Annotated in this window: 11 protein-coding genes; all 11 read left to right on the top strand. The window is 64.4% G+C overall.

Going from position 1 to position 12337, the window contains the following annotated elements; translation table 11 throughout:
• Positions 1-51: 51 nt before the first annotated feature.
• The 11 genes from cyoA to truD all read left to right on the top strand — a co-directional run bounded on the left by cyoA (position 52) and on the right by truD (position 11143).
• Positions 52-1038, top strand: coding sequence for a ubiquinol oxidase subunit II (cyoA, locus tag HY57_RS14615; protein WP_019464432.1), 987 nt, complete (start codon positions 52-54; stop codon positions 1036-1038).
• 3 nt (positions 1039-1041) lie between these two features.
• Positions 1042-3066, top strand: a complete 2025-nt coding sequence (gene cyoB / locus HY57_RS14610; protein ID WP_019464431.1) for a cytochrome o ubiquinol oxidase subunit I — start codon at positions 1042-1044, stop codon at positions 3064-3066.
• 3 nt (positions 3067-3069) lie between these two features.
• A complete protein-coding gene (gene cyoC / locus HY57_RS14605; protein ID WP_019464430.1) occupies positions 3070-3702 on the top strand; it encodes a cytochrome o ubiquinol oxidase subunit III in 633 nt (210 codons plus the stop codon).
• Positions 3702-4076, top strand: a complete 375-nt coding sequence (gene cyoD, locus HY57_RS14600) for a cytochrome o ubiquinol oxidase subunit IV (RefSeq protein ID WP_019464429.1) — start codon at positions 3702-3704, stop codon at positions 4074-4076. Before cyoC ends, cyoD begins: the two co-directional genes overlap by 1 nt.
• A 391-nt stretch (positions 4077-4467) precedes the next feature.
• The gene (locus HY57_RS14595) at positions 4468-6138 is read left to right on the top strand and encodes a CTP synthase (protein ID WP_019464428.1); all 1671 of its coding nucleotides are present in this window, start codon (positions 4468-4470) and stop codon (positions 6136-6138) included.
• On the top strand, positions 6135-6968 hold the full coding sequence (gene kdsA / locus HY57_RS14590; RefSeq protein ID WP_019464427.1) for a 3-deoxy-8-phosphooctulonate synthase: 834 nt from the start codon (positions 6135-6137) through the stop codon (positions 6966-6968). The genes HY57_RS14595 and kdsA overlap by 4 nt, the downstream gene beginning before the upstream one ends.
• Positions 6969-7074: 106 nt before the next feature.
• Complete coding sequence (gene eno / locus HY57_RS14585; RefSeq protein WP_019464426.1) at positions 7075-8388, top strand: phosphopyruvate hydratase; 1314 nt, start codon at positions 7075-7077, stop codon at positions 8386-8388.
• A 16-nt stretch (positions 8389-8404) separates the two neighbouring features.
• Entirely contained in the window at positions 8405-8731 is a 327-nt protein-coding gene (gene ftsB, locus HY57_RS14580) for a cell division protein FtsB (protein ID WP_019464425.1), read from the top strand.
• Positions 8728-9420 carry a 2-C-methyl-D-erythritol 4-phosphate cytidylyltransferase gene (gene ispD / locus HY57_RS14575; protein WP_019464424.1) on the top strand — a complete coding sequence of 231 codons (693 nt, stop codon included), beginning with the start codon at positions 8728-8730 and terminating at the stop codon, positions 9418-9420. The genes ftsB and ispD overlap by 4 nt, the downstream gene beginning before the upstream one ends.
• Before the next feature lie 31 nt (positions 9421-9451).
• On the top strand, positions 9452-9925 hold the full coding sequence (gene ispF, locus HY57_RS14570; protein ID WP_026033781.1) for a 2-C-methyl-D-erythritol 2,4-cyclodiphosphate synthase: 474 nt from the start codon (positions 9452-9454) through the stop codon (positions 9923-9925).
• Positions 9926-10126: 201 nt separating this feature from the next.
• Positions 10127-11143, top strand: coding sequence for a tRNA pseudouridine(13) synthase TruD (gene truD / locus HY57_RS14565; protein ID WP_019464422.1), 1017 nt, complete (start codon positions 10127-10129; stop codon positions 11141-11143).
• Positions 11144-12337 lie beyond the last annotated feature (1194 nt).

Here is a 12337-nt window from a genome sequence, read left to right as displayed (position 1 = left end):
ACATGGCTACCATGCCGCGTCCCCACGCTGCACCCCAGGTAGTCAGTGAACATGCAAGCCCTCTTTTCGCGCCTGCGCTATGCAGGCGTTGGCGTCGCTGTGTTGCTCAGCGGCTGCAATATGGAAGTCCTTACGCCCAAGGGCGATATCGGCGCCCATGAAAAGTCCCTCATCCTGATCGCGCTGGGCCTGATGGCCATTGTGGCGATCCCGGTGATCGCGATGACGCTGTGGTTCGCCTGGCGTTACCGCTCCTCGAACAAGAAGGCCACCTACGCACCGGACTGGTCGCACTCGACCAAGATCGAGGTGGTGGTGTGGACCATCCCGGCCATCATCATTGTCATCCTCGCGACCATCACCTGGATCAGCACGCATGAGCTGGATCCGTACAAGCCGCTGGAGTCCGAAGCCAAGCCGGTAACGGTGCAGGTCGTGTCGCTGGACTGGAAGTGGCTGTTCGTCTACCCGGAATACGGCGTGGCCTCGGTGAACGAGCTGGCCTTCCCGGCCGATCGCCCGGTGAATTTCCAGATCACCTCCGATTCGGTGATGAATGCGTTCTTCATCCCGCAGCTGGGCAGCCAGATCTACGCCATGGCGGGCATGGAAACCAAGCTGCACCTGATCGCGCGCGAGCCGGGCACGTATGAGGGCCTGTCGACCAACTTCAGTGGCGAAGGCTTCTCGGACATGCACTTCAAGGCCATCGCCACCTCGGAAGATGGCTTCAAGGATTGGATCGCCAAGGCCAAGGCCACCCAGGCCACGCTCAATGCCGACAGCTACAAGGCGCTGGCGCAGCCCAGCGAAAAGGCGCCGGTGGCCTATTACGGCAACGTGACGCCGGACCTGTTCGTCGGCGTGATCAACAAGCACATGGGCGACATGTCGCATGACGCCGCCAAGCACGGCGAGATGCCGATGGAAGGCATGCAGCACGACGCGCCGCAGGAAAGCATGCAGATGGACATGCACCACCACGAGGGCGGGGACGCAGCGTCCTCGGCCATCACCCCGGTCAAGGCAGAGAAGTAAGCCATGTTTGGAAAGCTCACCCTAGACGCGATCCCGTATCACGAGCCGATCGTGATGGTTACGCTCGCTGCCGTGCTCCTCGGCGGCGCGACGATGCTCGCGGTTCTTACCAAGTTCCGCCTGTGGGGTTACCTGTGGAAGGAGTGGTTCACCTCGGTGGACCACAAGAAGATCGGCATCATGTACGTCATCGTGGCGCTGGTCATGCTGATGCGCGGCTTCGCCGACGCCGTCATGATGCGCGCACAGCAGGCCATGGCTGCGGGTGAATCCGCCGGCTACCTGCCGCCGCACCACTTTGACCAGGTGTTCACCGCCCACGGCGTGATCATGATCTTCTTCGTGGCCATGCCGTTCATCACGGGCCTGATGAACCTGGTGGTGCCGCTGCAGATCGGCGCGCGCGACGTGGCCTATCCGTTCCTGAACTCGCTCAGCTTCTGGCTGTTCATGTCGGGCGTGGTGCTGGTGATGGTGTCGCTGTTCGTCGGTGACTTCGCCGCCACCGGCTGGCTGGCGTACCCGCCGCTGTCGGGCCTGTCATACAGCCCAACAGTGGGCGTCGACTACTACATCTGGTCGCTGCAGTTGTCCGGCCTCGGCACCACGCTGAGCGGCATCAACTTCATCGTGACCATCATGAAGATGCGCACGCCGGGCATGAAGCTGATGCAGATGCCGGTGTTCACGTGGACCGCGCTGGTCACCAACATCCTGATCGTGGCCGCGTTCCCGGTCCTGACGGTGACGCTGGCCCTGCTCACGGCCGACCGCTACCTGGACATGCACTTCTTCACGAACGAGCTTGGCGGCAACGCCATGATGTACGTGAACCTGATCTGGATCTGGGGCCACCCGGAGGTCTACATCCTGATCCTGCCGTGCTTCGGTGCGTTCTCGGAAATCGTCGCCACGTTCTCCAAGAAGCCGCTGTTCGGCTACAAGTCGATGGTGTACGCCACCTCCTGCATCGGCGTGCTGTCGTTCGTGGTGTGGCTGCACCACTTCTTCACCATGGGCTCGGGTGCCAGCGTGAATGCCTTCTTCGGCATCACGACGATGATCATCTCGGTGCCCACCGGCGCGAAGCTGTTCAACTGGCTGTTCACCATGTATCGCGGCCGCGTGGAGTTCAACGTGCCGATGCTGTGGACGGTGGGCTTCATGGTCACCTTCGTGATCGGCGGCGTCACCGGCGTGCTGCTGGCCGTGCCGGGCGCGGACTTCCTGCTGCACAACAGCGTCTTCCTGATCGCGCACTTCCATAACGTGATCATCGGTGGCGTGGTGTTCGGCGTGTTCGCGGCGATCAACTACTGGTTCCCGAAGGCGTTCGGCTTCCGCCTCAACGAATTCTGGGGCAAGGCATCGTTCTGGTGCTGGCTGGTCGGTTTCTACCTGGCCTTCATGCCGCTGTACGTGCTGGGCCTGAAGGGCATGACCCGCCGCATGAACCACTACGCCAACCCGGAGTGGCAGCCGTACCTGATCGTCGCTGCCCTCGGCGCGGCCGTCATCGCGCTGGGCATCTTCTGCACCGTGGTGCAGTTCTATGTCTCGGTCCGCGACCGCAAGAAGCTCACCGATCCCAGCGGCGACCCGTGGGGTGGCCGCACCCTGGAATGGGCCACCAGCTCGCCGGCGCCGTTCTACAACTTCGCATCGCTGCCCCAGGTCCATGCGCTGGACCAGTTCTGGGAAGACAAACAAAACGGAGTCGCTTACGTGCAACCTGCCAAGTACGAAGACATCCATATGCCCCGCAACACCGGTGTCGGTGTGGTCATGGGCGCGTTCGGTACCGTCCTGGGTTTCGCCCTGGTGTGGCACATCTGGTGGCTGGCGGCCGTGGGCCTGCTGGGCATGATCGGCGCCTTCATCGTGCGTGCCTACGACCGTGACATCGATTACTGGGTGCCGGCGGCCGAGGTTGAGCGCATCGAGCGTTCGCGTCACGCCCAGCTCAAGCAGTTCCAGACCACGCAGGTGGCTCCGGCAGCGGCGCCCCAGCGTCAGAAGGTGGCGTAACCCATGAGCAGTCCTGCAGTAAGCGTCGCCCACGGCGCGCACGACGGCGTCTCCCACGGCGGGGACGCCCATCACCACGACGACGGATCCAAGACCCTGCTGGGGTTCTGGATCTATCTGATGAGCGACTGCCTGATCTTCTCGGGCCTGTTCGCCACGTTTGCCGTGCTGGCCAACAGCACGGCGGGCGGCCCCACCGGCAAGGAACTGTTCGAGCTGCCGTACGTGCTCGGCGAGACCATGCTGCTGCTGATCTCGTCCGTCACCTTCGGCATGGCCATGCTCAACATGCATGCCGGCAAGAAGGGCGGTGTGGTGGCGTGGCTGGCAGTCACGTTCCTGTTCGGTGCCGGCTTCATCGGCATGGAAGTGTACGAGTTCGCCAAGCTCATCCATGAAGGCGCCGGTCCCAGCACCAGCGCGTTCCTGTCCAGCTACTTCACGCTGGTGGGCACGCACGGCCTGCACGTGAGCTGCGGCCTGATCTGGCTGGTGGTGATGATGGATCAGATCCGCCGCTTCGGCCTGACCGATGCCACCCGGCGTCGCCTGTCGTGCCTGAGCCTGTTCTGGCACTTCCTGGACATCGTCTGGATCTGCGTCTTCACCTTTGTCTACCTGCGGGGGGCCATCTGATGTCCGGCAACCACCATTCCCATGACGCCCACCACGGCGCCGAGCATGCCGACCACGGCAGCACCAAGTCCTACCTGATCGGCTTCGTGCTGTCGGTGGTGCTGACCCTGGCCTCGTTCGGCGTGGTGATGAGCGGCAAGGTCCCGCATGACCTGATGATGCCCGGCATCGTCGTGTTCGGCGTGGCCCAGCTGATCGTCCAGCTGGTCTACTTCCTGCACATGGGTACCTCGCCGTCGCAGCGTGGCAACCTGTCGATCATGCTGTTCACCATCCTGATCCTGGCCATCGTGGTGGTCGGCTCGCTGTGGGTGCTGCACAACATGAATGTGAACATGATGCATCCGACGTCCCATATGGTGCCGGTGGAATAAGCCGGTATTGGGTTCGGTCGCGACAGGGGCGCCTTCGGGCGCCCTTGTTGTTTTTGGGCCGGGGTGGCGTCACGGCGGCTTTTCGACCCAGTCCCCACACCCGTCATTCCGGCGCAGGCCGGAATCACGGTGGCCGGAATCCAGTGGCGGCGACATAGGGTTGTCGCGCCAGAGCCCGGGCGCTGTCGCGAAGACCGGGCCGTACCGCCACTGGATTCCGGCCTGCGCCGGAATGACGGTGAGGGGTAGGTGGGCTGTGGGGTGCGTGGGAGTTGGTGACGGGCCTTGTCCGGCCCCCAACTTGAACAACCCAGTCATTTACCCGGCCGCAAGCCCTCGCGGTGAGACCATTCTTCCTCTAAAATACAAATTTCCAGCACGGCTGCATCCCATGACCCCCCTGATTTTCGTCACCGGCGGTGTGGTGTCCTCTCTCGGTAAGGGCATCGCCGCGGCGTCGCTGGCTTCCATTCTGGAAGCGCGTGGCCTTTCGGTCACCATGATGAAGCTCGACCCGTACATCAACGTGGATCCGGGCACCATGAGTCCCTTCCAGCACGGCGAGGTCTACGTGACCGACGACGGCGCGGAGACTGACCTGGACCTGGGCCACTACGAGCGCTTCGTCCATACCCGTCTCACGGGCAAGAACTCCATTACCACGGGCAAGATCTACGAATCGGTGATCCGCAAGGAGCGCCGCGGCGACTATCTGGGCGCCACCGTGCAGGTCATCCCGCACATCACCGACGAGATCAAGCACTGCATCCACGAGGCCACCCGCGGCTTCGACGTGGCGCTGGTCGAGATCGGCGGCACGGTGGGCGACATCGAGTCGCTGCCGTTCCTGGAGGCCATCCGCCAGCTGCGCAGCGAGCACGGCCCGGAGAAGTGCCTGTTCATGCATCTCACCCTGGTGCCGTATATCAAGGCCGCCGGCGAGATCAAGACCAAGCCCACCCAGCACTCCGTGAAGGAGCTGCGCTCCATCGGTATCCAGCCGGACGTGTTGCTGTGCCGTTGCGAGCAGCCGCTGCCGGACGGCGAGCGCCGCAAGATCGCTCTGTTCACCAACGTTCCCGAGAACGCGGTGATCAGCGCGACCGACGTGGACGTCATCTACAAACAGCCGCTGTGGCTGCACAAGCAGGGCCTGGACGACATCGTGGTCAAGCGCCTGGGCCTGCAGGCCGGCCCGGCCGACCTGTCCTCGTGGCAGCGCACGGTCGATGCCGTGGAGCACCCGAAGGACGAAGTCACCGTCGCCATCGTCGGCAAGTACGTCGAGCACAAGGACGCCTACAAGTCCCTGGGCGAGGCGCTGCGCCATGGCGGCATCAAGCAGCTCACCCGTGTCAATCTCAACTGGGTTGATTCGGAGCAGGTCGAGGCCGAAGGCGCCGCCAAGGCGCTGGGCAATGCCGACGCCATCCTGGTGCCGGGCGGCTTCGGCAAGCGCGGCTTCGAGGGCAAGGTGCTGGCGGCCCGTTACGCCCGCGAGAAGGGCGTGCCGTACTTCGGCATCTGCTACGGCATGCATGCCGCGGTGGTGGACTTCGCGCGCAGCGTGGCCGGTCTCACCAACGCCGACTCCAGCGAGAACGACCGCAACAGCCCGGACCCGGTCATCGCCCTGATCACCGAGTGGACCACGGCCACCGGCGAAGTCGAGACGCGCACCGAGCGTTCGGACCTGGGCGGCACCATGCGCCTGGGCGCGCAGGAATGCCGCCTTAAGGCCGGCACGCTGGCCCGCGAGCTGTACGGACAGGACGTGGTGCGCGAGCGCCATCGCCACCGCTACGAGTTCAACAACCGTTACCGTCAGACCTTCGAAGACCTCGGTCTGGTGATCTCCGGCAAGTCGATGGATGACCTGCTGGTCGAAATCGTCGAACTGCCGCCGCAGAAGCACCCGTGGTTCCTGGGCTGCCAGGCGCATCCGGAATTCACCTCTACCCCGCGCGATGGCCACCCGCTGTTCATCGGCTTCGTGCAGGCCGCCCGCGAGTTCAAGGCGGTGCGCGAGGGTGAGCGTCTGGCCAAGGAGTCTGTCGCATGAAGTTGTGTGGATTCGAAGTCGGCCTGGACAAGCCGCTCTTCCTGATCGCCGGTCCCTGTGTGGTCGAATCCGAACAGCTCCAGATGGACACCGCCGGCAAGCTCAAGGAAATCACTTCCAAGCTCGGCATCCACTTCATCTTCAAGTCCAGCTTCGACAAGGCGAACCGTTCGTCCGGCACCAGCTTCCGCGGTCCCGGCATGGAAGCGGGCCTGAAGATCCTGGGGGAAGTGAAGCGCCAGCTTGGTGTGCCGGTGCTCACCGACGTGCACGAGTACACGCCGATGAACGAAGTGGCCGCGGTGGTCGACGTCCTGCAGACGCCGGCCTTCCTGTGTCGCCAGACCGACTTCATCCAGAACGTGGCGCGTGCCGGTATTCCGGTGAACATCAAGAAGGGCCAGTTCCTTTCGCCATGGGACATGAAAAACGTCGTCGACAAGGCCAAGGCCGTCGGTAATGACGACATCCTGGTCTGCGAGCGCGGCGCCAGCTTCGGCTACAACAACCTCGTCTCTGACATGCGCTCGATCAGCGTGATGCGCGACACCGGTTGTCCGGTGGTGTTCGACGCCACCCACTCGGTGCAGTTGCCGGGCGGGCAGGGCACCAGCTCGGGCGGCCAGCGCGAGTTCGTGCCGGTGCTGGCGCGCGCCGCCGTGGCAGTGGGCGTGGCCGGCCTGTTTGCGGAAACGCATCCAGATCCGTCCAAGGCGCTCAGCGACGGTCCCAATGCCTGGCCGCTGGACAAGATGGAAGCGCTGCTGGAAACCCTGCTCGAACTCGACCAGGTCACCAAGCGACACACGTTCCTCGAACACACGCTCTGATTCGCACCCGGCTCCTAGTCAGTATGGGGAGGCGAATAAAGCGCATCCCCCGCAAATCAGGCAGGATATTTCCCCGCTTTATTCACCTCATCAAGCTACGGATCCCATGAGCACCGACATCACCCGCATCCACGCACGTGAAATCCTCGATTCCCGCGGCAACCCCACGCTTGAAGCGGAAGTGACCCTGGCGGGCGGCGGCTTTGGCCGCGCTGCCGTGCCGAGCGGTGCGTCGACGGGTTCGCGCGAGGCGGTTGAGCTGCGCGACGGCGACAAGGCGCGTTACCTGGGCAAGGGCGTGAAGAACGCCGTGCTCAACGTCAACAACTCCATCGCCAGCGAGCTGAAGGGCTTCGACGCCGCCAACCAGGGTGGCCTGGATGCCAAGCTGATCAATCTCGATGGCACCCCGAACAAGGGCAAGCTGGGCGCCAACGCCATCCTCGGCGTGTCCATGGCTGCCGCGCATGCCGTGGCCGCGCAGAACCGTCAGCCGCTGTGGCAGTACCTCGCCACCATCAACGGCACCACCGGCAAGCCGGGCGCACTGCCGGTGCCGATGATGAACATCATCAACGGTGGTGCGCATGCCGATAACAACGTCGACGTGCAGGAGTTCATGATCCTGCCGGTGGGCGTGTCCAGTTTCTCCGAAGCGCTGCGCGCCGGTGCCGAGGTGTTCCACGCGCTCAAGAGCGTGCTCAAGGGCAAGGGCCTGAACACCGCCGTGGGTGACGAAGGCGGCTTCGCGCCGAACCTGCGTTCCAACATCGAAGCGCTGGACACCATCCTCGAAGCCGTCAACAAGGCTGGCTACAAGGTGGGCAGCGAGATCCTGCTCGGCCTGGACGTGGCCAGCTCGGAATTCTTCAAGGGCGGCAACTACGACCTCGAAGGCGAGGGCAAGGTGTACACGCCGGAGCAGTGGGTCGACGTGCTGGCCAGCTGGGCCAAGCAGTACCCCATCGTCACCATCGAGGACGGCATGGCCGAAGGCGACTGGGCCGGCTGGAAGCACCTGACCGACAAGCTGGGCCAGACCGTGCAGCTGGTGGGTGACGACCTGTTCGTCACCAATCCGACGATCTTCAAGGAAGGCATCGACAAGAAGATCGCCAACGCCATCCTGATCAAGGTCAACCAGGTCGGCACGCTGTCCGAGACGCTGGAAGCCATCGCCATGGCCGACGCGGCCAAGTACGCGGCCATCGTGTCGCACCGCTCAGGCGAGACGGAAGACACCACCATCGCCGACATCGCCGTGGCGACCACCGCCACCCAGATCAAGACGGGCTCGCTGTGCCGCACCGATCGCGTGGCCAAGTACAACCAGCTGCTGCGCATCGAAGAGGCACTGGGTTCGGCCGCGGTCTACGCTGGTCGCAACGCCTTCCCGAACCTGGCCAAGCTGCCGGGCTGAGGAGGACGCTTAGCCCATGGTGCGCTGGGTCGCCCTGATCCTGATTCTTGTGCTGATCGCGCTACAGGTAAAACTGTGGAACGGGCACGGCGGCGTGCATGAGGTGGAAACCTTGCGCGCGGCTGTCAAGAAGCAGGGCGAGGACAACGACAAGCTGACCCAGCGCAATCAGGCTCTCGGCGCGGATGTGAGCGACCTCAAGCACGGCGAACAAGCCGTGGAGGCTCGCGCCCGCGCCGAACTTGGCCTGATCAAGCCGGGCGAAACGTTCTACCAGGTGGTGGAAAAGCCGGGTGCCGCACAGGCGCCCGCGTCCGCCGCATCCAGCAACGGCAACCCATGAGCGCGGCGCTCTGGTGCGTGGTGCCGGCGGCGGGGCGCGGCACGCGCGTAGGCGGAAGCATCCCCAAGCAATACCTGCCCCTGGCAGGGCGGGCGCTGATCCTGCACACGCTGGAGCGGCTGGCGCTGCATCCGCGCATCGCCGGCTTGATGGTGGTGCTGGGCGAGGGCGACGGGCATTGGCCTGGCGTCGCAGAGCTGTATGGCAAGCCAGTGCTGACCACGATCGGCGGCGCGGAGCGTTGTGATTCGGTGCTGGCGGGTGTACGTGCCCTGCCGGCCAATGTCTCTGACGACACCTTTGTGCTGGTTCACGACGCTGCGCGCCCCTGCGTGCGCGAGGCTGACATTACCCGGCTGATGGACGTGGGCATGCCTGCGGGTGGCGGCCTCTTGGGCGCACCGCTGCGCGACACGCTCAAGCGTGCCAACAGCGACGGCCGCAGCGAGGTCACCGAACCACGCGACCATCGCTGGCGTGCCTTCACGCCGCAGATGTTCCGGCGCGGCGAGCTGTCGGCGGCGCTGCAGTCCGCCCACGGCGCTGGCGTCACCGTGAGCGACGAGGCGATGGCAATGGAGCGCGCCGGTTTTGCGCCATGCCTGGTCGAAGGCGCGGAAGACAATATCAAGGTCACCACGGCAACGGATTTCGCACTGGCCGAATTCCTGTTGTCGCGTATGAAGTGAAGCCCGCACGGGCTGCTAGGAGTTCTTCATGATGCGGATCGGACAGGGCTTCGACGTCCATATCTTCGGCGAAGGCGATCACGTGATGCTGGGTGGCGTGCGCGTGCCCCATACGCATGGCGTGGTGGCCCATTCCGATGGCGATGTGGTCATCCATGCACTGTGCGATGCCATCTTCGGCGCGCTGGCGCTGGGCGACATCGGCCGGCACTTCCCGCCGAGCCAGGAGCAGTGGCGCAACGCCGACAGCCGGCTCTTCCTGCGCCACGCGGCCAAACTCATGCGCGAACACGGTTACGCGCTGGGCAACGCCGACGTCACCGTCATCTGCGAAGCCCCCAAGGTTGGCCCCCATTCGCTGGCCATGCGCGAAGCCGTGGCCGAGGAGCTGGGTTGCGAGCTCGACCGCATCAGCATCAAGGCGACCACCACCGAGAAGCTCGGCTTCACCGGTCGCGGCGAGGGTATCGCGGCGCAAGCCTGCGTGCTGCTGGTCCTGGCATGAGCGAGGCCGGGGGCAGGGCTCCCGGGTCCGCATGATCGGCTCGACGTCATCATCAAGCCTTTCAGGGGTTCGAGCGTCCTGATCACCGCCAGGTTTGACGCGGGCGGGTTCTACGCCTTTTCGGTCTCCCCACGCTGTTCCTGATGTAATGCGCCGCTGGCGCGATGTTTCCCTGCAAGCCGGCCATGCCGGTGGAGTCCCATGTCCGATCTCGAACTGCCTTACGCCTATGGCAATCCGCCGCTGACCGCCGTGCTGCGCAGCACTCCCGAAGATTTCCAGGTCGAGGAAATTCTCGGTTACGACGCCGATGGCGAAGGCGAACATGCGTTGCTGTGGGTAGAGAAGCGCGGCGCCAACACCGATTGGGTGGCCAAGGAGCTGGCCAAGTTTGCAGGCATTCCGCCGCTCAACGTGGGCTACGCCGGGCTGAAGGATCGCCACGCGGTAACGCGCCAGACCTTTTCCGTGCAACTGGCCGGCAAACCTGATCCGGACTGGTCGGCATTTCCCGCGGAAGGGGCGAAGGTGCTGGCCGTCACGCGGCACAAGCGCAAACTCAAGCGCGGCGCGCTGCGTGGTAACCGCTTCGTGCTGGTGTTGCGGCAGGTCGAAGGCGACCGCGCCGTGGCTGAAGAGGTGCTCAAGCAGATCGCGCAGCGTGGCGTGCCCAATTATTTCGGCGAGCAGCGCTTTGGTCGCGAGGGTGGCAACGTGGCGCAGGCCCGCGCGATGTTCGCGGGTCGTCGCGTGGATCGCGACAAGCGTCATTTCCTGTTGTCGGCGGCGCGTTCGCACATCTTCAATGCGGTGCTGGCAGCGCGCATCGAGCGTGACGCGTGGGATTCGCCGATGGAGGGAGAGATCTGGTCGCTGGCAGGATCGCGCTCGTGGTTCGGGCCGGAGCCCTTCGATGCCACGCTGTCGCAGCGGCTGGCGACGGGGGACATCCATCCGTCGGGTCCGTTGTGGGGGCGGGACGAGACGCCGGCCAAGGGGGAAGTGGCCGCGCTGGAGCATGCCATCGCGGCGGAGAATGCGGACCTGGCCGATGGGTTGGTGGCGGCGAAGATGGATCAGGAGCGTCGGGCGTTGCGGATGATCCCGAAGGATCTGAAGTGGCGTTGGCTGGATGACGCTTCGCTGGAATTGAGTTTCGAATTGCCGGCGGGGGCTTATGCGACGACGGTGGTTCGCGAGTTGGCGCGAACGGGCTGAGCGCTGGTTCCCACTCATCTCTGCGGCGTGTGGGAGCGGCCATGGGTGGCCATGGTTTTGAGGCGTGGGGATCGGATTGAAGGTGAGGGCTGCAATCTTGCCTCACCGCTTCGTCCTTTGGCCGTCATCCCGGCGTAGGCCGGGATCCAGAACATCGGTGTTTGGTTGTCGCGATAAGGCGACCGGGCTCGCCTGCCGCGGGCTTCCGACCTCCTGCCGGCGACGCGAAGCTAGTCCCGTGGGAAGGCCGGGTCACTTTCTCTTGCTTGCCCAAGTCCCACAGGGATTAGCTTCGCGTCAGAAAGTAACCAAAGAGAAGGGTCCCCGGATGACGCGCCTTCCGGGCCTACGGCCCTCCAGGTTCGCGGACGGGTTCCGGGCTTTTCGACGGGGCATCCTGCACCGACGAAAAGTGCCTGGCGTCCCTGCCAGGCACCCCTGCGGGGCCTGATCCCCACCCGCCCGCCGCGTCATACGGGGCCCGGAGAGATCAATAGCGGCAAGCCGACGGCTCGTGCCGCTGCGCGGCACATCGTGGCGTAGCGAATGACGGTACGTTCGCCATGGCAGGAGCTTCCTTGTGGGAGCGCACCCTGTGCGCGACCGCAGCGTCTCGTCGTCACCGCTCCGTTAGGCTGTCGCGCACAGGGTGCGCTCCCACAGGACTGCCTCGGTGCTCACCCCAGTCCTCTCTCGGGAGAGAGAGGACGAGCGATAGGTGACGTTCAATGTGAACTGCCTAGGGGCGAGGAAGGAGGTGCCGCGTAGCGGCACCACGCTCCGCGTTAAGTCCTCTTCGTCACGGCGCGTTGCGAAGCGCCTGGAAGTACCCGCGGTGTCCCACGGGACTAGCTTCGCGTCGTAGCGGCGGAGGTTGCCAAGCAGCAACGTTCCTCAGCCGTTCGGGCTTATCCCCACGGAATGCTGCCAGCCCTGGCTCTCAAGGCCATTTTCTTTGGGTTACTTTCGACGCAAAGCTAGTCCCCGTGGGATCTTTTGGGCCAGCAAAAGAAAAGTGACTCGGCCTTCCCACGGGACTAGCTTCGCGTCGTCGGTAGAAGGTCGAAACGCCCGCTGCGTAAGCGGCCAGGTCGCGGGAAGGCCTGAGGTGGTAACCAACCGCAAAGTCACTGGATGACCAGCCTTCGGCTGTTGTGAACCGCCTCCGGCCTGTGCCGGGATGACGGTGTTTAT

The sequence above is a fragment of the Dyella japonica A8 genome (genome assembly GCF_000725385.1).
GTDB lineage: Bacteria > Pseudomonadota > Gammaproteobacteria > Xanthomonadales > Rhodanobacteraceae > Dyella > Dyella japonica_C.
Note: the sequence above shows the minus strand (reverse complement) of the source record. Positions and strands in the feature narration are given on the sequence as shown.

What these genes read in the sequence shown, in the direction of transcription:
- eno (WP_019464426.1), top strand. Translation starts at nt 7,075, where the DNA reads ATGAGCACCGACATCACCCGCATCCACGCACGTGAAATCCTCGATTCC.
- cyoA (WP_019464432.1), top strand. Translation starts at nt 52, where the DNA reads ATGCAAGCCCTCTTTTCGCGCCTGCGCTATGCAGGCGTTGGCGTCGCT.
- ispD (WP_019464424.1), top strand. Translation starts at nt 8,728, where the DNA reads ATGAGCGCGGCGCTCTGGTGCGTGGTGCCGGCGGCGGGGCGCGGCACG.
- cyoC (WP_019464430.1), top strand. Translation starts at nt 3,070, where the DNA reads ATGAGCAGTCCTGCAGTAAGCGTCGCCCACGGCGCGCACGACGGCGTC.
- cyoB (WP_019464431.1), top strand. Translation starts at nt 1,042, where the DNA reads ATGTTTGGAAAGCTCACCCTAGACGCGATCCCGTATCACGAGCCGATC.
- ispF (WP_026033781.1), top strand. Translation starts at nt 9,452, where the DNA reads ATGCGGATCGGACAGGGCTTCGACGTCCATATCTTCGGCGAAGGCGAT.
- HY57_RS14595 (WP_019464428.1), top strand. Translation starts at nt 4,468, where the DNA reads ATGACCCCCCTGATTTTCGTCACCGGCGGTGTGGTGTCCTCTCTCGGT.
- ftsB (WP_019464425.1), top strand. Translation starts at nt 8,405, where the DNA reads ATGGTGCGCTGGGTCGCCCTGATCCTGATTCTTGTGCTGATCGCGCTA.
- truD (WP_019464422.1), top strand. Translation starts at nt 10,127, where the DNA reads ATGTCCGATCTCGAACTGCCTTACGCCTATGGCAATCCGCCGCTGACC.
- cyoD (WP_019464429.1), top strand. Translation starts at nt 3,702, where the DNA reads ATGTCCGGCAACCACCATTCCCATGACGCCCACCACGGCGCCGAGCAT.
- kdsA (WP_019464427.1), top strand. Translation starts at nt 6,135, where the DNA reads ATGAAGTTGTGTGGATTCGAAGTCGGCCTGGACAAGCCGCTCTTCCTG.